Origin of the sequence: Primorskyibacter sedentarius, assembly GCF_004342065.1 — a bacterium.
Classification (GTDB): Bacteria; Pseudomonadota; Alphaproteobacteria; order Rhodobacterales; family Rhodobacteraceae; genus Primorskyibacter; species Primorskyibacter sedentarius.
In genome coordinates this window covers 53,382-73,266 of sequence record NZ_SLZU01000006.1, presented here as the reverse complement: position 1 = coordinate 73,266, position 19,885 = coordinate 53,382, and the positions used below count along the sequence as shown (strand labels likewise).

The 19,885-nt window shown below is 62.7% G+C and carries 27 protein-coding genes and 1 tRNA gene; 4 read left to right on the top strand and 24 right to left on the bottom strand.

What is annotated here, in order from left to right:
- Position 1: 1 nt before the first annotated feature.
- The 21 genes from EDD52_RS10560 to fabD all read right to left on the bottom strand — a co-directional run bounded on the left by EDD52_RS10560 (position 2) and on the right by fabD (position 15,463).
- On the bottom strand, positions 2-442 hold the full coding sequence (locus EDD52_RS10560) for an NlpC/P60 family protein (RefSeq protein ID WP_132244675.1): 441 nt from the start codon (positions 440-442) through the stop codon (positions 2-4).
- Complete coding sequence (locus tag EDD52_RS10555) at positions 439-1,323, bottom strand: DUF2163 domain-containing protein (protein WP_132244673.1); 885 nt, start codon at positions 1,321-1,323, stop codon at positions 439-441. Before EDD52_RS10555 ends, EDD52_RS10560 begins: the two co-directional genes overlap by 4 nt.
- Positions 1,323-1,955, bottom strand: coding sequence for a DUF2460 domain-containing protein (locus tag EDD52_RS10550; protein WP_132244671.1), 633 nt, complete (start codon positions 1,953-1,955; stop codon positions 1,323-1,325). Before EDD52_RS10550 ends, EDD52_RS10555 begins: the two co-directional genes overlap by 1 nt.
- A gap of 10 nt (positions 1,956-1,965) precedes the next feature.
- Entirely contained in the window at positions 1,966-2,628 is a 663-nt protein-coding gene (locus EDD52_RS10545) for a phage tail tape measure protein (RefSeq protein ID WP_132244669.1), read from the bottom strand.
- Positions 2,615-2,824: a rcc01693 family protein gene (locus tag EDD52_RS10540; protein ID WP_132244667.1), complete on the bottom strand. Its 210-nt coding sequence runs from the start codon at positions 2,822-2,824 to the stop codon at positions 2,615-2,617. The genes EDD52_RS10545 and EDD52_RS10540 overlap by 14 nt, the downstream gene beginning before the upstream one ends.
- Positions 2,821-3,147 (bottom strand): gene transfer agent family protein, encoded by a 327-nt coding sequence (locus tag EDD52_RS10535; RefSeq protein WP_132244665.1) that lies wholly within the window; start codon positions 3,145-3,147, stop codon positions 2,821-2,823. Before EDD52_RS10535 ends, EDD52_RS10540 begins: the two co-directional genes overlap by 4 nt.
- 4 nt (positions 3,148-3,151) lie before the next feature.
- Positions 3,152-3,565, bottom strand: a complete 414-nt coding sequence (locus EDD52_RS10530; protein ID WP_132244663.1) for a phage major tail protein, TP901-1 family — start codon at positions 3,563-3,565, stop codon at positions 3,152-3,154.
- Positions 3,566-3,588: 23 nt separating this feature from the next.
- Positions 3,589-3,999: a DUF3168 domain-containing protein gene (locus EDD52_RS10525; protein WP_132244661.1), complete on the bottom strand. Its 411-nt coding sequence runs from the start codon at positions 3,997-3,999 to the stop codon at positions 3,589-3,591.
- A complete protein-coding gene (locus EDD52_RS10520; RefSeq protein ID WP_132244659.1) occupies positions 3,996-4,334 on the bottom strand; it encodes a head-tail adaptor protein in 339 nt (112 codons plus the stop codon). Before EDD52_RS10520 ends, EDD52_RS10525 begins: the two co-directional genes overlap by 4 nt.
- Complete coding sequence (locus tag EDD52_RS10515) at positions 4,331-4,927, bottom strand: head-tail connector protein (RefSeq protein ID WP_132244657.1); 597 nt, start codon at positions 4,925-4,927, stop codon at positions 4,331-4,333. The genes EDD52_RS10520 and EDD52_RS10515 overlap by 4 nt, the downstream gene beginning before the upstream one ends.
- A 159-nt stretch (positions 4,928-5,086) precedes the next feature.
- Positions 5,087-6,268 carry a phage major capsid protein gene (locus tag EDD52_RS10510; protein WP_132244656.1) on the bottom strand — a complete coding sequence of 394 codons (1,182 nt, stop codon included), beginning with the start codon at positions 6,266-6,268 and terminating at the stop codon, positions 5,087-5,089.
- Positions 6,269-6,296: 28 nt separating this feature from the next.
- Positions 6,297-6,851 (bottom strand): HK97 family phage prohead protease, encoded by a 555-nt coding sequence (locus EDD52_RS10505; protein ID WP_132244900.1) that lies wholly within the window; start codon positions 6,849-6,851, stop codon positions 6,297-6,299.
- Between the two features lie 32 nt (positions 6,852-6,883).
- Positions 6,884-7,105: a GTA head formation protein, RCAP_rcc01685 family gene (locus tag EDD52_RS10500; RefSeq protein WP_132244654.1), complete on the bottom strand. Its 222-nt coding sequence runs from the start codon at positions 7,103-7,105 to the stop codon at positions 6,884-6,886.
- Entirely contained in the window at positions 7,098-8,306 is a 1,209-nt protein-coding gene (locus tag EDD52_RS10495) for a phage portal protein (RefSeq protein ID WP_132244652.1), read from the bottom strand. The genes EDD52_RS10500 and EDD52_RS10495 overlap by 8 nt, the downstream gene beginning before the upstream one ends.
- 186 nt (positions 8,307-8,492) lie before the next feature.
- Positions 8,493-9,836, bottom strand: a complete 1,344-nt coding sequence (locus EDD52_RS10490; protein ID WP_132244898.1) for a DNA-packaging protein — start codon at positions 9,834-9,836, stop codon at positions 8,493-8,495.
- Positions 9,784-10,113, bottom strand: coding sequence for a hypothetical protein (locus EDD52_RS23670; protein ID WP_165907508.1), 330 nt, complete (start codon positions 10,111-10,113; stop codon positions 9,784-9,786). Before EDD52_RS23670 ends, EDD52_RS10490 begins: the two co-directional genes overlap by 53 nt.
- Positions 10,114-10,452: 339 nt before the next feature.
- Positions 10,453-11,607 carry an endolytic transglycosylase MltG gene (gene mltG / locus EDD52_RS10485; protein WP_132244650.1) on the bottom strand — a complete coding sequence of 385 codons (1,155 nt, stop codon included), beginning with the start codon at positions 11,605-11,607 and terminating at the stop codon, positions 10,453-10,455.
- Positions 11,607-12,866: a beta-ketoacyl-ACP synthase II gene (gene fabF, locus EDD52_RS10480; protein ID WP_132244648.1), complete on the bottom strand. Its 1,260-nt coding sequence runs from the start codon at positions 12,864-12,866 to the stop codon at positions 11,607-11,609. Before fabF ends, mltG begins: the two co-directional genes overlap by 1 nt.
- A gap of 268 nt (positions 12,867-13,134) precedes the next feature.
- Positions 13,135-13,365: an acyl carrier protein gene (locus EDD52_RS10475; protein ID WP_132244646.1), complete on the bottom strand. Its 231-nt coding sequence runs from the start codon at positions 13,363-13,365 to the stop codon at positions 13,135-13,137.
- Between the two features lie 207 nt (positions 13,366-13,572).
- Complete coding sequence (gene fabG / locus EDD52_RS10470) at positions 13,573-14,310, bottom strand: 3-oxoacyl-ACP reductase FabG (RefSeq protein WP_132244644.1); 738 nt, start codon at positions 14,308-14,310, stop codon at positions 13,573-13,575.
- A 214-nt stretch (positions 14,311-14,524) separates the two neighbouring features.
- Positions 14,525-15,463 carry an ACP S-malonyltransferase gene (gene fabD / locus EDD52_RS10465; RefSeq protein ID WP_132244642.1) on the bottom strand — a complete coding sequence of 313 codons (939 nt, stop codon included), beginning with the start codon at positions 15,461-15,463 and terminating at the stop codon, positions 14,525-14,527.
- A 244-nt stretch (positions 15,464-15,707) separates the two neighbouring features.
- Here fabD and rpsF point away from each other — a divergent pair, with 244 nt between their 5' ends.
- The 3 genes from rpsF to rplI are packed head-to-tail and all read left to right on the top strand — an operon-like array spanning position 15,708 to position 16,945.
- A complete protein-coding gene (gene rpsF / locus EDD52_RS10460; RefSeq protein ID WP_132244640.1) occupies positions 15,708-16,061 on the top strand; it encodes a 30S ribosomal protein S6 in 354 nt (117 codons plus the stop codon).
- A gap of 26 nt (positions 16,062-16,087) precedes the next feature.
- Entirely contained in the window at positions 16,088-16,315 is a 228-nt protein-coding gene (rpsR, locus tag EDD52_RS10455; protein WP_025061827.1) for a 30S ribosomal protein S18, read from the top strand.
- A gap of 12 nt (positions 16,316-16,327) precedes the next feature.
- Complete coding sequence (rplI, locus tag EDD52_RS10450) at positions 16,328-16,945, top strand: 50S ribosomal protein L9 (protein ID WP_132244638.1); 618 nt, start codon at positions 16,328-16,330, stop codon at positions 16,943-16,945.
- 172 nt (positions 16,946-17,117) lie between these two features.
- Here the strand turns inward: rplI and EDD52_RS10445 are convergent, their stop codons facing one another.
- Complete coding sequence (locus tag EDD52_RS10445; RefSeq protein ID WP_132244636.1) at positions 17,118-17,513, bottom strand: cupin domain-containing protein; 396 nt, start codon at positions 17,511-17,513, stop codon at positions 17,118-17,120.
- A 168-nt stretch (positions 17,514-17,681) separates the two neighbouring features.
- Here EDD52_RS10445 and EDD52_RS10440 point away from each other — a divergent pair, with 168 nt between their 5' ends.
- Positions 17,682-18,260 (top strand): hypothetical protein, encoded by a 579-nt coding sequence (locus EDD52_RS10440; protein ID WP_132244634.1) that lies wholly within the window; start codon positions 17,682-17,684, stop codon positions 18,258-18,260.
- Positions 18,261-18,359: 99 nt separating this feature from the next.
- Here EDD52_RS10440 and tig read toward each other — a convergent pair whose 3' ends face one another.
- A complete protein-coding gene (tig, locus tag EDD52_RS10435) occupies positions 18,360-19,694 on the bottom strand; it encodes a trigger factor (RefSeq protein ID WP_132244632.1) in 1,335 nt (444 codons plus the stop codon).
- 24 nt (positions 19,695-19,718) lie between these two features.
- Positions 19,719-19,803: transfer RNA gene (locus EDD52_RS10430), tRNA-Leu, on the bottom strand.
- Positions 19,804-19,885 lie beyond the last annotated feature (82 nt).

Below are 19,885 nucleotides of genomic sequence, written 5' to 3'. Positions count from 1 at the left end.
ATTACCCCTCCAAAGGAAAGCGGAAACGCGCCACGATGCGGCGTCTCCAGGGCGCGCTCAGCGGGCTTTCGACCACCCCGTGCCCCGTATATGCGTGAATGAAGGCGGGCAGTTCGCGAGCCTCCGACAGAATGCCAAGGTGCTTGGCGACCGACCCGTTCCGCATCCGGAACAGCAGCACATCGCCCGGCACAAGATCCGCGCCCGCATCCTGCAGATGGGCCAATGCGGCGTCCCACAGACGTTCTTCGCCCTGGGGTTCAGACCAGTCGTAGGAATAGGCAGGAACGGTCACCGGCTCTGGCCCGATCACTTCGCGCCAGACGCCGCGCAGCAGGCCCAGGCAATCGGTCCCCGCGCCGCGCACCGACGCCTGATGCCGATAGGGCGTCCCCAGCCAGCCACGCGCGGCAGCCACGATATCCGGCGACGCAGTTGTCATCGGCGGCTCCCCCCGGCTTTCGCGGTAGCGACCGAGGGATGAACCATCACCCAATCCTCTTCGGGTATATCCGGGAAGCCTTGAAAGTTCAGCTGGTTGGCGAATTTCAGACGGCAGGTCTCGAACCGCTTGTCGCAGCCCGCGACGATGCGGATCTCGTCCCCAGCCACGATGTCGGCCCGCATGGCTTCCCAAAGCTCGATCACCCGAGAGCCGCCTTCGGAACGATCCCGTTTGATCGCGCCGGTCAGGCCCTGCGCCCCGCCCGAAAGAACCTCCAGACGCCCGCGCTGGAACCAGCCCGGCTCGAACCCACCCGGCTCTGCAAACTGAAAGACGCGGCGGTCCTTGATCGTCTCGATCACAGCAGTATGGGCGTAGCCCGGCGTGGAGACATCGAAACCGCAGGCCCCATCGCCCAGCACCGCCGTGCAGGGTTTCTGGAAGACCCGCCCCAACGGACGGTTAAGGGCTTCGCTCAGGCCCCGCAGTTCTGCTTCGAAGGCCCCGCCCGACCGACGGATCTCTCCCAACGTTCCACGAAAAAGCAGTTGCCGCTCGTCGGGATTGGCCCAGTTCACGATCCAGGAGGCAACCTCTGCCCCGTCAAACCGGCCGGCGGCGATATCCGCTTCGCTGATGGCGGATGAGGACAATGCGCCGGTCGCCTCGCTGTTATCGACCGACAGACCGGTGCTTTGCTGCAAGGCGCGCGCCGTCAAACCGGTATCGGCGCGATGGACCATGCCGCCGAAGGTCAGATCACAGTCGTGATCGGTAAAGCCCATCTGAACTCCGTCGCGCCGCGTCACGCTCCAGGCGCGGGAAATGGTGGTGCATCCGCTCTGAAGATGCGTTTTCAACCCCTCGTGAAACGTCATCAGACCCGCACCTCCACCACCGGAACATCGGGGATCTCGCCCGCCTGAAAGCTGGAAACGCTCGTGCGGATACTGTCGGTGTCAAAGCGCACCGGCACGTCGAACTCGAACCCTGCGGTCACCTCGGCCTCCGCCAGCGGCGGTTCGGCAAAGGTGATTACACCGCTGGACAGGTCGACCTCGTAATGGACACCGTCCAGCAATTCGTCACCCTGAACGCCTGCGCGGACAGTGCCTCTCACCGGCTTCTTCAACGGACGGTCATAGAACGCATCCCCCGACCGATAGCGCTTGATCAGCTGAAACGAGACCGTTTCTCCGTCACCGCGCGCGATGACCTGATCGTCAAACCGCACCTTCCGCGACGCCCGGCAGCTCTTGTAATCGGCCCAGTCTTTCCACCGAAAGCCGAATAGCTGTCCCTGCCGCGCTTCGAAAAACGCAATCAGTTCGCCGATATCGTCAAGGGACCGCAGGCCCAGACCCGCGTCATATCGCCTGCGCGAATGCGCCCAGGGCGTGTTGCGCTCTTCGAACCCGTTGGCAAGCGTCACCACGTCAGTGCGCCGCTCGGGTCCGCCGACCGACCCAAAGCTCAGGTTGGCCGGAAATCTGACCTCGTGAAATGCCATCTGATCCTCCTTAGCGATTGCGTTGGCCGCGGCTCAACGCACGGCTCATCTGGGCAGCGACCTGCGTTTGGCTGCGGCGGAATCCGTCGACATCCGGAGTCGTGATATTCATCACGACCGTCGTGGCGGCACCGCCACCCTGCGCCTGCACACCCAGCTTCCCGTCTGCCCCGCGGGTCAATGGCATGATGGCCTCAGGCCCCGCTTCGCCCATCAGGCCAGTGCCGCCCCGCATCGGAAAATTCGTAGGGCTCGTCACGACGCCGCCCTTTGCAAAGGGCATCACGCGGCCCTGACCGAAGGCCGCGCCATCGGCAAAGGGCGATACCCCACCAAAGAGACCCGAGACACTGCCCGCCAGCAGGCTGCCGACCTGGTCGGTCACCGGTTTCACTGCCGCATTATAGGCTGTTCCGATCATCGATCGCGCAACCGTCTCCAGCGCGTCAGACAGCTTCATCCCGTCGAAGACGACGCCGTCGATCGCGTTCTTCAATCCGCGGCTCAGCGAATTCTCCAGCGCAGCGACGCCTTTTCCGGTAGCGCTGAACGTTTGGTGGATGCGGCGCAGCTCTGCGTCGAATCCGGCTGCCATCCCGGTTGCCGAAGAGAGTGAACTCTCCAAGGCATCCATCTGATTTTCCAGCGTTTCAGCCGCATCAACATCTGCCATCTTCTGCCCTTTCATGACTGTCCGGACAGGCCCGGATCAACGCCTCGAGCCCGTCGCGCCCCAGTGCCGTTGCGCTGGCCCGCTCGCCCAGCATCACCCGCAGTTCCGCCGGTGTAAGCGCCCAGAATTCCGACGGGCGCAGACCCAGCCCTTGCAGGCCGGCGCGCATCAGCGCCGGCCAGTCGAGCCCGCTCAAGGCGCTATCTCTTCCGGCGGCAGGAAGGCGCGCGTCAAAAGCTCTGCCGCTGCACGGGCGGCCGCCATCGGCCCCCCCGTGATTTCCGCTGACAAAAGATCCGATGCCCGCCCTTGCCAGCCACCGCCGCGCAGCCCGGCAACGACCAAGGCCAGTACATCCCGGCTGCTGACCTTGCCGCTTTCAAACCTGCTGACGAGATCCATCAAGGACCCGCTTTCCAACCCGGCTTCCAATTCTGCCAGCGCGCCCAAGGTCAGGCGCAGCTGGTGCTGCACCCCCTCGATTTCGAGCGCGACTTCCCCTCTCCACGGATTGGTCATCGGCTTACAGCGCCGTGAAGGTCAGCTGGCCGGCCGAGGCCAGGGACAATTCGTAAGTCGCCTCGCCGTTATGCGAGCCCGCATATTCGATTGCCGTAACCAGAAACGGCCCTTCAACCGTTCCGAAATCCGGGATGATGACCTGGAATTCCGGCGTTTCACCGTCAAAGAAGATCTGGCGCGCACGTTCGTCTGTGGAGTCATCGCGAAACACCCCCGAACCGGACAGCGAGGCGGATTTCACACCGGCCCCACCCAGCAACTCGCGCCACCCCCCCGAGCTTTCCAAAGAGGTCACGTCAACCGTTTCGGCGTTAAAGCTGACGCGCGTGGCACGCAGCCCCGCCAGCGTGCGGAACTGACCGTCCCCGGTCAGGTCCACCTTGATAAGCATGTCCTTGCCGTTCTGGGCACCCATGGCATTTACTCCGTTGATGATGTTCAGTTGTCTTCCACGCGGGCGCGGAATTTCAGATCGATGCGGCGGATTGTTCCGGTTCCGACACGTGCCGCCTGCGCCTTGAGGAACCGCATCCCCACCAGACGCCCGCGGCTTAGGGTCAAGACCGGATCGTCAAGCGCATCGCTGATCGCGGCCGCCGCTTCCTTAGCCTGCTGGAACCCGGAGGCACCCGTCACGACGCTGATCGTCAGATCGTGCTCTGCACCTGCCCCCGACGCGTCGGATTTGTCCCGCACGACCTCTGCACCCAGCGTCGCATAAAGATCCGGCACCCGGCCCGAAGGCAGCGCATCATAGAGATGCGCCCCGATGCTGGCCTGCACCCCGGCATCCGCAAGGAGGTACTGATAGACGGCCGCTTGAAGCGGTGCGGAAAGCGCATGGCTCATGCCGCCACCTCTTCTTCGGCAAAGCAAACCAGGAAACGGCCGCGCGGATCGCGCTCGCTGACCGCCTCGATGCGGTAATGTCGGGTCCCTTCGCGGAACCGCTGGCCTGCCTGCGGGCGCATTGCGCTGCCCACCGGGGCGCCGCGCACCGTGATCTTGAACCCCATGACCGAGGCAGAGGACGCGGGCCCTTTCACTTCGCGCCCGGTCCGCGGTATGACCTCGGCCCAAAGCGTGCCAAGTGCGGCCCAGCCTACGTCATAGCCGCCAGACCCGTTTGCCGTCACCAGAGGCGCCTCCAGCACCAGCGGGCGGTTCAACCCGAGGGTACTCATTGCCCTGCTCCCAGGCCGATCCGCACCGGGCGGTAGCGCTCGATCAGGCTGGTCACACCAAATGGCATGCATCCACGGCCTAAAGAGGTTTCGTCCCGGTATTCGTAATAATGCGCGGCCAGCAACATCGCCGCTTGCGCAATATCTGCGGGCAGGTTGCCCCAGTCAGGCGACATACCGGCGGTCAGGCGCAGCACTGCGCGGCCACCCTCGGGGATCGTCGGCAGGCAGCTTCCAACCGGCGCCAGGACCGGGCGCACCGCATCCTGCACCAACCGGTATCTGGCAGGGTCGATCACGGCCGGCACGCCGTCCCGTCCGGCAATGGACAGTTGCAGAACGGCGCTTACGGGCGCAATCGGCAATCCCTGCCCGGCATCGTTCCAGCGTTCAACAGTCCAGGTGTAATCACGTGCGATCAACGCTTTTCCGATGCGCGCTTCGATGGCGGCCATCGCCGCTCGCAGAAAGCCTTCGAGCAAGCCATCCTGCAGGCTCTCCTCGGCAAAGCCCGACCCCAGCCGCAGGTGGCTCCGCAGCCCCGCAACCGGTAGCACCGCCTGCGGCACCGTGGTTTCTTCGATCAACATCATGGATCGTCTCCAAACATCCTGCCCCTCCGCGGGAGCTTTTCTGGCAAAAAAGGCGCGCGCCACTCACGTTGCTCGAACGGAGGGGAGCAGTTGGACAACGCAAGTCTGATGCGGCGCGCGCCAGAGCGGCGGGTTACCCCGCCACCCATCCGCCGCGCCTTAAGAGACGGCGAAACGCAGAAGCTTGATCGCGGCAAAGTCGCTCACGTCGCCACCGACACGCTTGGTCGCGTAGAACAGGACATGCGGCTTGGCCGAGAACGGATCGCGCAGAACGCGCAGGTCGGGACGTTCGGCGACAGTATAACCGGTGCCGAAGTCGCCAAAGGCAATCGCGTCGGCGCCAGAGGCCACATCGGGCATGTCTTCGGCGATCAACACGCGGTAGCCCAGCAGACGCGCGGGCTCTGCCGCCGCCAGACCGTCGGACCACAAGAAGCGTCCGTCCGCGTCCTTCATCTTGCGCACCAGGCCGGCCGTCTTCGAGTTCATCACGAAAGTGCCGTTGGCGCGGTATTCTGCACCCAGAGCATAGACGAGGTCGATCAGCGCATCGGCACCGGCAAAGGCCCCGTCCGCACCTGTCGGCACATAGCCGATATTGCCCCAGCTCCAGACATCGTTGTCGACAGCAGGATGGGTCAGGAAACCGGTGGGCTTGTCATTGCCATCACCGCTGATGAACGCTGCGGCCTCTGCGCGGGCAAATTTGTCCGCAATGCGGCCCGCCAGCCAGCCTTCGATGTCGAACGCGGCATCGTCCAGCAAACGCTGGGACGCTTTGGGCAGCGCCGAAAGCTCGTGCAGCGGGATGGCAATACGGTCAACGATCGGCGTGCCCGTCTCGGTCGAAGAGCCGGTCTCGGATGCCCAGCCCGCGCCTATTTCAGACGTGTCGATCAGCACGTCATAGGACGTAGCTTCGACATTCACGACATTGGCGATGGCCCGGATCGACGCTGTGGTCGACAGCACCGAATTGACCGACGCAGAGGTCACCGGATCCACCAGATAGCCACCGTCTCCGTTCACCGCCGTGGACATCGCCTTGCCTTCCAGCTCCAGGCCACGAAGCCCATCGTCGTCGCCCGACCGCAAATAGGCGTTGAACGCCTTCTGATGCGGCACCTCGGCATCGGCCGTCATGGCCAGTGCGGGGCGGTAGGCAGTATGAGATTTACGATCAAGCATGGTCAGTCGCTCTTCCTGTTGTTGAAGTCGTGCGGACATGTCGTCCTGAAAGGTCTTGAAATCCCCGACGAAACCCGCAATCGCGGATTTCACTTGGGTGACCGGAGACAGATCTTCCCCGATCCGAGAGGTCGTCTCGGTCTTGCTCATGGCGTTGGTCCTGTAGTGGCTTGGCGCGTCAGTCGCGCGTCAGGTTCCGGCGTGCGCCTTCCAGCGCCTGCGCCAATTCACGCAGCATGGCCTCGGCCGGGGCATCGCCCTTGGCCGCCACCCGCGCACTGGGCAGCATCGGGAAAGTGACAAGCGACACCTCCCAAAGCTCCAGTTCCGTCAGAAGCCGCTGGCCCCTGTCGTTCTTCGTGGCCTTCACCGTGCGGTAGCCGATCGACAGCCCGTCAATCGCTCCGGCCGCGATCAGGGCCGCCGCCTCGCGGCCCTTCTGGGTGCTGTCCAGCAACCGGCCCTTGACGTATAGCCCGCGGCCGTCCTCGCGCACCTCGTCCCAGATGCCAATCGGCGTTGCCGGGTCGTGCTGCCACAGCATTTTCACCGCGCGGCGTTCCTCGGCCATGCGCTTCAGCGATGCCTTGTAGGCGCCCGCCTCGACGACATCTCCACCCTGATCGCAGGCGCCGAAAAGCGAGGCATAGCCCTCGATCCGGCTGCCATCGGTCACCGAAACCTCGGTCTCGAAACGGCAGAATTTCTGCTCCAGCCCGTAATCCGTCTGCATGTCTTGTCCTTCCATCATCTCGAATTCCGGCCTCAGGGGGCGGCGGCCATCAGGCCTTGAACAGCCTGAGCCAGGATCACGCCCACCACGCCGTAAACCGCCAGCCACAACCGCCGCTCAAGCCGCTCCATCAGCACTTCGATCTTGTCGACCCGTCTTTCGGCCGCCTCGAACTGCATCCGGGCCAGGCGCTCATGCGCCTCCAGCTTGAGCGACGGCGCACAATCAAAGGGAACGCCCCGGCCATCAGCCATCGTCCTCATCCTCCGCCAGCGCAGGCAGGCCAAGCATCGCGCGTTTCTCGGCGACGGTCAGAAATTCCGCCCCGGTCACGCGCTTCCACTGCGCGTCACGTTCGGCGCTGAGCGCAGGCACCTGATCCAGATCCGGCTTCAGCTCGAACCCTTCGCCCATATGCGCCCCCAGCCAGCCGCTCAGCGCTGCCGCCACCCGCATTGCCAGCGGCAGGACCGTCAGCCGGTAGAAGGCGCGATTGGCTTCCTGGTAATTCGCATAGGTCGCGTCGCCGGGAATACCCATCAACATGGGCGGCACCCCGAAGGCGAGCGCAATCTCCCGCGCCGCACTTTCCTTGGTCTTCTGGAACTCCATATCCGAGGGGCTGAACCCCATCGGCTTCCAGTCCAGGCCACCTTCCAGAAGCATCGGCCGCCCGGCGTTTCGCGCGCCCTGGTGATAGCTTTCCATCTCGCTCACCAGCCGGTCATACTGGTCCTGACCCAGACTGCCCTGCCCCTCGGCACCCTTGTAGACAATCGCCCCGGACGGCCGCGCGGCATTGTCCAGAAGCGCTTTTGACCAGCGGGACGCGCTGCTGTGGACATCAAGCGCCATCGCTGCGGCATGCATCGGGCTTAGCCCGTAATGGTCGTCCTGCGGATGGAAGCTCTTGATATGGCAGATCGGAGAGACCGGCCCCGTCGCATCAAACCGATGCTTGCGCCCGCCCACGGCATATTCATAGCCCACCGGCCAACCGTCCGGGCCCGGGATCACAGACAACCGGTCAGAGCGCAGGACGTGCAGCTCGGCCAAGTCGCCTAGGTCGCTGTTGACCGCCTCGACATAACCATTGCCCGACAGCAGGATCTGACCGTAAAGCGACTCCAGCAACTCGGCCCGGCGCTGCGCGGGGTTGGGCGCGGACAAAAGCGACAGAACCGGATGGCTTTCATAGCGCCGCTCCGCATCCTGAAGCACCAGCGGCAGCGCCGCTGCGGCCTCGGCGATCAGCTTCACCGCGCGAAACCCGACCGGGTTCCCGGCAAAGCCGGTGCGCGTCAGCGAAACCGTGTCACGAGGGCTCCAGGCCACACGCCCCGCGCCCTGCATGGCGATCACGCGACCCACGGCGCTGGCCTTGGCCTCAGGCGCTGCAGGCACCTGCGCCTGAGCTTCTGGAACCCTGCTCTTGCGCATGAAATCAAATACCATCCTGTGATGCTCCTCGTTCCGCCTGTGCCGTGCAGGCAAGCCGCCATCGCCCGTGTCACGCTGGTTTGCGCGGCCCGTCATGCCTGCCTGTCACTCTTGCTGTCCTGATGGCGAGGGTGCCCGCCGCCGTTGAAACCAACCTAGGGCTTATTGGTTAAGGCTGCTTAACCAATGCGAACGCACCCCCTAGAGCGCACGCAACTGCGGCTTGCGCCACCCCGCCGCCGACTGGATCATGCCCTCGGTCAAGGCCCAGACCAGCGCGTCCACGCGATCCGGCGAGCCTTTGCCCTGATAACCTTGCAGGGTCATCCGGCACATCTGATCTTCCAGATCGCCCAGACCCCGCAGGTGGCTGACACGTCCCTGCTCGTACAGCGCCGCGACAGGCTCTGCCCGCGCGACCTTGCCCTTGGCGGCATGCACCTTGGTTACAGGCACCAGCGGATCAACCTGACGGATGACCTGTTCGACCATGTCGCCACCCTGATTGACCTCGGCCACCAGCCGGTCCGCCCCCCAGTGCTCCATGCAGGTGATCGCCGCGCGCGCCCATGTCATCGGGCTGGCCGCACGCACGCTGGCATCTTCCAGCACGACCGCGCGCCAGTCCTGCACCGGCCCCTGCGTGGTGACACCAACCGCGACGATCCCGCATTCGTCAGATCCGGCATGGCCGCTTACCGGCGGATCGACCGCCACAAGCACCCGGTCAAACGCGCCCGCCTTTTCGATACGCACCTCATCCAGCAACGAATGTGTCCAGAGCGCGCCCTCCTCGTCTTCCATCAACACACCGTCCAGTTCCTGCCGCCCCAACCGCGTACCGGCATAGCGCGCCCGCACCTCGGCCAGAAAACTATCCGCAAGGTTGGCCCGGTTCGCTTCGGTCGGCGCATGTGACACCACGGTGGAGCCCAGCTTCAGCAGCTGCTTCAGAACCACTACATTGCGCGGAGTCGTCGTAACGCATTGCTGCGGACACTCCCCCAGCCGCAATCCGAATTGCAGCATGTCCCAGGTATCCTGCGCGCGTTTCCACTTCGCCAACTCATCCACCCAGGCCGCGTCAAACTGCGGACCGCGCAGCGCTTCGGGCTCATGCGCGGAAAAGGCCATCGCCTCGGCTCCATTCGGCCAGATCAGGGTCCGGCGCCCGCCATGCCAATCCGGCCTGCGGTCAGGGGGCGAGCAGGCAAGAATGCCGCTCTCGCCAAACACCATCACCTCGCGCACCTGGTCCAGCGTCTCGCCCACCAGTGCCACACGTTTCGCCCGGCCGGGATCGCGCGGACGCGACCCCTCTACCATTGACCGGACCCATTCAGACCCGGCGCGGGTCTTGCCCGCACCGCGCCCACCAAGAATGACCCAGGACCGCCAGTCGCCCTCTGGCGGCAACTGGTGATCCATGGCCCAGAACTCGAAAATGAAAGGGAGAGCAAGAAGCTCTCCCTTGGGCATACTGTTTAAAAACTCATTCCTCACGGCAACATCTGCGGAGGCGATCCAGGCGGCACCCGATCTCAGATCGTGCGGCGTCGAAATCGATCGCGTAATCCCGGACAATTCCGGCTCTGTCTCGTTGTGCTTTGGCAAGTTGCGCCTCCGTTTCGCTGGCAGCCTTCAACATGGATCGCACGTATGCGAGTATCTTCAGGCCCTCTGTTTCCGTTCCGACTTCCCCGGTGCGAACCCGTTGTCTCAGGTCCTGCAAATCTTTTCGTGCTTCCCGAAGTTCTTCGCGGACCTCGCGGGCCACGTTTTCCAGTTCGGCAAACCCTTCTTCCGGGGTAATAAGTGTCATGTGCTCGATGACCTCTCGGTTGAGTGATCCTCCGCCCGAACCGCATGAAAAAACGGCCACCGGGGTCACCCCCGGGGCCGTTCGCCCACCTGTTCCAGCATGCCACAACCTATACGGAAGACCGTTCGCAGAGTCAAGCCTGAAACCCCTTACACGGTACGTTAAGCGTCTGGAAATGCTTGCTAATTCACGACATCAATGGTTAACGAACCGACCTGAAATCCTTAACGTCTCGTTGCGTCTGACCGACATGCAAAAGGGGCGGCGCCCCATACGGATAGCGTCGCCCTCTAGATGAAGTGGTTAACCTTTGCGAAACCACAACGTTCGCAAGCGCTACTAGTTGCGCTGTGCCTCCAGCGCCCGATAGGCCGCCACGTTGCGATTATGCTCTTCCAATGTCTCGGCAAACAGGTGCCCATCCGCCGGATTGAGCGTTTTCGCCACGAAGAAGATGTAATCGGTATCAAGCGGATTGAGCGCAGCCTCGATGCTGGCACGGCCGGGATTGGCAATGGGCGTCGGCGGCAGACCCTTGATGACATAGGTGTTCCAGGGTGTCGCACGGTCCAGTTCCGACCGGCGCAACCCCCGCCCAAGCACGCCTTTGCCTTCCGTCACGCCATAGATGACCGTCGGGTCGGTTTGCAGCGGCATGTCGACCCGTAGGCGGTTGGTAAAGACCGATGCGACCACGCCACGCTCTTCCGCGTTGCCGGTTTCCTTCTCGATGATCGAGGCCAGGATCAACGCCTCTTCCGGCGTCTCCAGCGGCAGATCATCCGCGCGGTTTTCCCAGGCTGCGGTCAGGATCGCCTCCTGCGCCGTCTGCATCCGTTCAATCACCGAGGCCAGCGAATCTCCGGGCCGGATCTCGTAGCTGTCGGGCGCAAGGCTTCCCTCTGCGGGCACCTCTACCTCGCCTTCCAGCACGTCGAGCGAGGACAGTTCCTGCACAACCTGCCAGCTGGTCACGCCTTCGGCCAGCGCGATACGGAACCGGGTGTCGTCTTTGTCGCGCAGCTCTGCATAGACCGGATCAGCCGCGGCTTCCTCAGGCGCAAATTCCGCCTTCTCGACATAGCGCCCCGTGGCCGGGTCAAGCTCGCGCACGCGGATCCCGGCAGAGGTCACGCCGATGCGGTAGACCACTTCCGTGCCGCAGGTATTCGCCCCGCCGCGCGTGATGATATCGACGATATCAGCCATGGAGCTGCCCTCGGGCACCAGAAAGCTGCCCGCCTTCAGGTCACCGGTCTTGTCCGCATAATCCGCGCCCACACGCAGGAGCGCACCGCTTGTCACAGCACCCTGCTCTTCAAGCTTTTTCGAAACCGACCGCATGTTCGTGCCACGCTCGACCTGAACGCAGATCGCCTGATCAAGCGGGCCTTCGGAGACGTATTCCGACCGGCCCCAGATGATCACGCCACCGGCCAGGAACAGCAAGACTGCCAGGAATGTCAGCGCATTCGAGGCGATATGACGCCACATCAGTCGACCTTTCTGAAGATCACGCTGGCATTGGTACCGCCAAAGCCAAAGCTGTTGGACAGGGCCACGTCAATCTTGCGTTCGCGCTTGGCATTTGCGGCCAGATCCACCTTGGTATCAACGGCCGGATCGTCCAGGTTGATCGTCGGCGGGGCCACCTGATCACGGATCGCGAGGATCGAGAAGATCGCCTCGATCGCGCCCGCAGCCCCCAGCAAGTGCCCGGTCATCGACTTGGTCGACGACATCGTGACCTTGCCCGCCGCATCACCCATCAGCCGCTCGACCGCGCCAAGCTCGATCGTGTCGGCCATGGTCGAGGTGCCATGCGCGTTTATATAGTCGATATCGGCAGGCTCCAGCCCGGCTTTCTTCAGCGCCATGCGCATGCAGCGCTCGGCCCCGTCGCCATCCTCGGAAGGGGCGGTGATGTGATAGGCGTCGCCGGACAGGCCATAGCCGATCACTTCGGCATAGATCTTGGCGCCGCGCGCCTTTGCATGTTCGTATTCCTCCAGCACGACAATGCCAGCGCCCTCGCCCATGACAAACCCGTCACGGTCGGAATCGTAGGGGCGGCTGGCCACTTTGGGATCATCGCTGCGCTTGGTCGACAGCGCCTTGCAGGCGTTGAAACCCGCAATCCCGATCTCCGAGATAGAAGCCTCTGCCCCGCCCGCGATCATCACATCGGCATCATCGTCGCGGATCAGCCGCGCGGCGTCACCGATGGCATGGGCGCCGGTCGAACAGGCGGTCACAACCGAATGGTTCGGGCCGCGGAACCCGTAGCGAATGCTGACCTGACCAGAGATCAGGTTGATCAGCGCGCCGGGCACGAAGAAGGGCGACACGCGGCGCGGGCCACGGTCCCGCAGCACAATCGCGGTTTCGGCGATGGAGTTCAGCCCGCCAATCCCCGAGCCGATCAGAACGCCGGTGCGGTCCAGCTCTGCCCGGTCCTCGGGCGTCCATCCCGCATCCTCGACGGCTTGCGCGGCAGCGGCGACACCATAAAGAATGAACGTGTCGACCTTGCGCTGCTCTTTCGGCGGCATCCACGCGTCGGGATTGAACGTGCCATCAGTGCCGTCGCCATGCGGCACTTCGCACGCATAATCCGTGGCAAGGTGGCTGGCATCGAATCGCGAGATCGTGCCCGCGCCCGACTGCCCGTCCAGAATACGGGTCCAGCTTTCTTCGACCCCACTGGCCAACGGGGTGACGAGGCCAAGGCCTGTTACGACAACACGGCGCATTTTGCTGCCCTTCCTTTATTATTCGCTCCCGTTGCTCATACCCTGCCCTGAGGCAAGGGAGCAAGGCCAACGGGCCTGTCTTTGCCAAGTTCCGCCAAACCCGGCGTGATCCCGCATGCTGCGGCCATCCCGGCCAGAACACGCGTCACGCAGGAAAGCACAGGAACCGGACAATCCACTTAAGAGGAACCTTGCAGGAGCCCCGACAAATGAAAACGGCCCCCGGGTTAGGGAGGCCGTCAACGAGATCGTTCAGGAAACGCCTGTATCAGGCGTTCGAGATGAAGCCGACCGCGTCACCGAAGGTCTGGATGGTTTCGGCGGCATCGTCGGGAATCTCGATACCGAATTCCTCTTCGAACGCCATCACCAGTTCCACGGTGTCCAGGCTGTCTGCGCCCAGGTCGTCGATGAAGGATGCGTTATCGACAACTTTGCTCTCTTCAACACCAAGGTGTTCTACCACGATTTTCTTAACGCGATTTGCGACGTCGCTCATATTGTATTCCTCACGGTCTTGTCGGGACATTCGCCCGGTTTAGCCCTCGCCCCTGCGGGGTCTTCAGGTGCCCTTTTGGGCGGATCTACTCCCCGCAACGCGGGACGGATTCGAAGGAAACAACCCCTTCTGCCCGAAACTTCTGCGCCTATAGCACATGGCGCGGCGTTGGCAAACGCTTTCGCACCGCAGCGTCAAGGCGTAGTGTTACAACATGGCCATGCCGCCATTCACGTGCAAGGTGGTACCGGTAACATAGGCGGCTTCCGGTGCGGCAAGATAGAGCACAGCGGCAGCGATTTCGGCCGGATCGCCCATGCGTCCTGCCGGGATCTGTGTCATGATCGCGGCCTTCTGATCGTCGGTCAGCTTGTCGGTCATGGCAGTGGTGATAAAGCCCGGCGCGACCGCGTTCACAGTGATGCCACGGCTGGCAACCTCATAGGCCAGTGATTTCGACATGCCGACCACGCCCGCCTTGGCGGCGGCATAGTTGCCCTGTCCGGGATTGCCTGTGGCCCCCACGACGGAAGAGATGTTGATGATGCGCCCCCAACGCGCCTTCATCATGCCGCGCAGCACACCTTTGCACAGTTTGAAGGTCGAGGTCAGGTTCACGTCGATCACCGACTGCCATTCGTCATCCGACATGCGCATGAACAGGTTGTCACGGGTGATCCCGGCATTGTTGACAAGGATGTCCAGACTGCCCATCGCTTCGATCGCCTGTTTGGGCAGGGCATCGACAGCGGCAAAATCGGACAGGTTGCACGGCAGCACATGCGCGCGCTCACCCAGCTCTGCCGCCAGTGCTTCGAGGGGCTCCGTCCGTGTCCCGCTCAGCCCCACCGTGGCGCCGGCGGCGTGCAGCACCCGTGCAATCTCTCCGCCGATGCCGCCTGACGCGCCAGTGACCAGCGCGCATTTACCTGTCAGATCGAACATGCCTGTCCCCCGTTTGCGTGGGTGACGGTTTCAAACCGCGCCCGCCGCTTTGTTCCATATCAGTGGCATATCGCATTGCCCGCCCGCATAATCAAGCCGAAGGGGCGCTGCGCGGCTCCCCGGATCGCGGGGCGCAGCACCAACGCGCCGGCGCAAACGCCCGCGCCATTGCAAGGCGTACCACAGGCCGGAATACATCCCCGAATCGCCGCCCTCAGGACAGGCTTTCGGCAGCCGCCTTGACCTCTTCGGGGGCGCCGATGTTGCGGGTGGCGACGGTCTTGTCGATCCGGCGGATCATGCCGGACAGGGCCTTGCCTGCGCCAACTTCCCAAATCTCGGTGACACCTTCGCCCGCCATGAACGCAACGCTTTCACGCCAGCGTACCGATCCCGTGATCTGCTGCACCAGCAGTGACCGGATGGTTTCAGGATTGGCCACATCATGCGCCAGAACATTGGCCACCAACCGAACCTTCGGGGTGGAAATGGCAACGTCGTTCAGCGCCTCGGCCATTGCGCGGGCTGCCGGTTCCATCAACTGACAATGGAAAGGCGCGCTTACTGGCAAAAGAACGGCGCGACGCGCGCCCTTGCCCTTGGCAATCTCGACCGCGCGCTCCACCGCGGCCTTGTGCCCCGACACCACGACCTGCCCCGGATCATTGTCATTGGCAGCCTCGCAGACCTCTCCCTGCGCGGCCTCTTGTGCGACGGCACGGGCCGTTTCGAAATCCAGCCCCAGCAGGGCCGCCATCGCGCCCACACCGACGGGAACCGCATCCTGCATCGCCTTGCCCCGCACGCGAAGCAACCGCGCCGTATCCGCGATGCTGATCGCACCTGCGGCGGCCAGTGCGGAATATTCCCCCAGCGAATGCCCGGCGACAAAGGATGCCGACTCGACCGATACGCCCTCTGCCTCCAAGGCGCGCATCGCGGCAAGCGACGTGGCCATCAGGGCGGGCTGCGCATTCTGCGTCAATGTCAGCGCGTCTGCCTCGCCTTCCCAGATCAACGCGCTCAGCTTTTCGCCAAGTGCCTCGTCAACCTCGTCATAGACCGCCTGCGCCTGAGGATAGGCCTGCGCAAGCGCCTGCCCCATTCCAATGGTCTGGGCGCCCTGCCCTGGAAATACGAATGCGCGGCTCATCTGAGGCCCCCCTTTTGACGTGATACCCCCCTTGTCCCGGGGGCAGTTCAAATTCATTACCCAACCAACCCCCGGGGCGCAACGCGGTTGGCATGACCAGCCAAGCCTTGCGCCGCCGCCATATCCGTGTATATGGACCCTTCCTTTCGCAAGAACAGATGAACCGCGCAGTCTCTCGTGGGCAGGCGCGAAAGGATCACAAGCCTGTCCTTTGAAATGCGCCGCAATTATGAACGGAGATCGCATGCCGCTGTATGAGCATGTATTTATTTCGCGTCAGGATCTGTCCAACACGCAGGCCGAAGGCCTTGTTGAACATTTTGGCACCGTCCTTGCCGACAATGGCGGCAAACTCGTGGATAGCGAGTATTGGGGCGTCAAGACCATGGCGTACAAGATCAACAAGAACCGCAAGGGCCACTATGCCTTCCTGCGCACCGATGCCCCTTCCGAGGCCGTGCAGGAAATGGAACGCCTGATGCGCCTTCATGACGACGTAATGCGCGTTCTGACCATCAAGGTCGACGAGCATAACGAAGGCCCCTCGGTTCAGATGCAGAAGCGCGACGAGCGGGACACCCGCCGCGAGCGCCGTTGATCAACCTGAGAAAAGGACGCTAAACCATGGCAACAAAACCGTTTTTCCGCCGTCGTAAAGTCTGCCCCTTCTCGGGCGACAACGCACCTGCGATCGACTACAAGGACACACGTCTTCTGCAGCGCTATATCTCTGAGCGTGGCAAGATCGTGCCCAGCCGTATCACCGCCGTCTCGGCCAAGAAGCAGCGTGAACTGGCCCGTGCGATCAAGCGCGCCCGCTTCCTCGCCCTGCTGCCCTACGCCGTGAAGTAAGGAGTAAGCATCATGCAAGTCATCCTTCTCGAACGCGTGGCCAAGCTTGGCCAGATGGGCGACGTCGTCGACGTCAAGCCCGGCTATGCCCGCAACTACCTTCTGCTGCAGAAGAAAGCCCTGACGGCGTCGGAAGACAACATCAAGGCATTCGAAGCGCAGAAAGCACAGCTCGAAGCGCGCAACCTCGACACCCGCAAGGAAGCCGAGGCGCTGGCCGACAAGCTGGACGGCGAACAGTTCGTCGTGATTCGTCAGGCTTCCGATGGTGGCAACCTCTACGGCTCCGTCACCACGCGTGACGCCGCGGATACCGCAACCGAGGCAGGCTTCTCGATCGACCGCAAGCAGGTCATCATTCGCGCACCCATCAAGGAACTCGGCCTTCACGAAGTCGAGGTGCACCTGCACCCCGAAGTGATGGTCACGATTTCGCTGAACGTTGCCCGTTCGCCTGAAGAGGCCGAGCTGCAGGCATCCGGCAAATCGATCCAGGAACTGGCCGCCGAAGAAGAGGCTGCTGCAGATTTCGAAATCGCCGAACTGTTCGACGATATCGGCGCTGCCGCATCCGACGACGACGCGCCCGAGGCCGTGGTCGAAGCTGCCGAAGACTCCGACAACGCCTAAGTTGTCACGCATGCCCTCCGGGGCGTATGAACCGCGCGGGCCCACCCCGCGCGGTTTTTGCTTGTCTGGACAGGACACTCTCTCGCCCTGCCCTGCCAAGCTGACCAGATAGCGCCCAAATGCGGCGCCCTCCCCCTTTCAAATCGCCAATGGAACCGTTTCAGGCATCGCCCTATTCCGTGGTTTTGCCATCGAAATGCTCGTGCGATGCGTTGGCCTCGGCCTTGGTTTTCTGAACCGTGCCATCGATATGTTCGGGCGGGCCGTAAATCGTATAAAGCCGCAACGGCTCTGTCCCGGTATTGACGACATTGTGCTTGGCGCCTGCAGGCACGATGACGCCGTCATCGGCCTTGACCTGATTGGCCACGTCGTCGATCCAGACCTCGCCGCTGCCAGTCTCGAAGCGAAAGAACTGATCGCGGTCGTCGTGAACCTCTTCGCCAATCTCCTCTCCCGGCAGAAGCGACATCAAGACAAGCTGGATGTTCTGCCCGGTATAAAGAACCTTCCGGAAGCAGTCGTTTTCCTCGGTCAATTTCTCAATATTGTCGGCGAAGCCTTTCATATCGGCATTCCTTTGTCTGGTTATCTGGGCACGCGCGAATTGAACCGCGGTGACATCCTCCCAATACCACGCCCGCCCCTGACGCAGCCTTGATCTTCGTCAAGGCATTGCGGAAATCGAATGTGTTAACTGGTCTGAAATTGGCCATATCAGACACAGGAGGCAGCCATGGCTGCAAAGGAAAGCGAACAGGACCACACCACGGTGATCGACATCCCCGAGGCCGTCGGCGTGTTCGACAAGTTCGAGGATCTGCAACAGGCTTTCTACGATTTGCGGATGGTCGGCATTCACCATTCCGATATCAGCCTTCTGGCTGGTGAGAAGGCGTTGCAGGAAAAACTCGGCACGGCCTATTGGCGCTCGTCTGACCTCGAAGACGACCCCCGCGCGCCACGTGCGCATTTCGTTTCCGAAGAGGCGATGGGAGAGTTGGAGGGCGCGATTGCAGGCGGTTTTTTCTTCGTCGGCTCCTACATCGCCATGGCGGCCATGCTTACCCCGGCAAGTACACTGGCGGCGTCCATTGCCGCGATTGCGATCGGTGGCAGCCCGGCCGCAGTGATCGGGACGTTGCTGGCGCGCCGGGCGGGCAAAAACCACAAAGACTATTACACACGCCAGATCGAACATGGCGGCATTCTTCTTTGGGTGCGCCTGCGCGACAAGGAACACGAGAAACTGGCCGTTGAGATATTGAAAGGCCATTCCGGCCGCGACGTTCACGTCCATTCCTGGAGCACCTGACCCGCCTCACCCGGCGCGGCATGTGCCGGGAGCGGCTGGACATGAAAAAACCGCGCCTGCAAGAGGCGCGGTTCAGGAAAACTCCGATGAAATCGGGGTTTATTCGTCTTCTTCCAGCGCCTCGACGGCTTTCTGAAGCTCGTCCTTGGAGATCTCTTTCTCAGTGACCTCGGCCTGTTCGACGATGTGGTCAACGACCTTGTCTTCGAAGATCGGTGCGCGCATTTGCTGCTGCATCTGCTGGTTCTGCTGGATGAATTCAAAGAACTGACGTTCCTGACCCGGGTACTGACGCGCCTGGTTCATGATCGCCTGTGTCATCTCGGCATCGGTGACCTGCACCTCGGCCTTCTGACCCAGCTCGGCAAGCAGCAGGCCCAGACGCACGCGGCGTTCGGCCAGCTTGATATGCTCTTCGGTGGGCTCGATCTTGTCGTGGTTGTGGTCGTGGACGTCGGGGTTTTCCTCGTGCCACAGCTGATGAGCGATCTGGCCCGCCTCGGCATCCACCAGGCTCGGCGGCAGCTCGAAGCTGACGATCTCGTCCAGCTGGTCCAGCAGGCCGCGCTTCATGACCGCACGGGCGGCACCGGCATATTCTGCTTCAAGGCGCTCGGCGATCTGCTTTTTCAGCGCGTCGAGGTCTTCGGCACCGAAACGCTTGGCCAGCTCGTCGTCGATCTCGGCTTTCTTGGGCGCTTTCACGGCCTTGACGGTGCAGTCGAACACGGCTGCCTTGCCGGCAAGATGCTCGGCCTGATATTCGTCGGGGAAGGATACCTCGACGGCCTTCTCGTCGCCCACTTTCACACCGACCAGCTGCTCTTCGAAGCCGGGGATGAAGCTGTTGGAGCCCAGCGTCAGCGGGTAATCCTCGGCAGAGCCGCCTTCGAACGCTTCGCCATCAACCTTGCCGACGAAATCGATCACGATCTGATCGCCGTCCTCGGCCGCGGCACCCTCGTCGCGGTCATCGAAATCCTGCGCCGTCTCGGCCAGGTTTTCCAGCGCTTCGGTGATCGACGCCTCATCCGCCTTTGCGACCAGCTTTTCCAGCTTGATCGCGGTCAGGTCGACCTCGGGGATCGCGGGCAGAGCTTCATAGCTCATCTCGACATTGACGTCGTCGCCTTCTTTCCAGTCCTCGTTGGTCATCTTGACCTCGGGCTGGGCGGCGGGACGGTCGCCGGACTCTTCGAAATGCTGGCTCATCGCGCCGTCGATGGTTTCCTGCATGGCCTCGCCCAGCAGACGCTGGCCGAACTGCTTTTTCAGCAGCGGCATCGGGACCTTGCCCTTGCGGAAGCCCTTCATCTCGACTTCGGGCTGCGCCTCGACGAGCTTTTCGTTGACCTTCGCGTCAAGTTCGGCGGCGCTGACGGTGATCGCGTATCCGCGCTTCAGCCCTTCGTTCAGGGTCTCGGTGACCTGCATTTACGTGTCCTTTTTCTCATCCTCTGGTGCGGGTGGAGGGACTTGAACCCCCACGCCTTGCGGCGCCAGAACCTAAATCTGGTGCGTCTACCAATTTCGCCACACCCGCTAAAACCCAAGAGGCAGCCCAACGGGCCGCCCAAGTCCGGCGCTGTCTAGCAAACCCGCAAGCCGGATGCGAGTGGAAAATG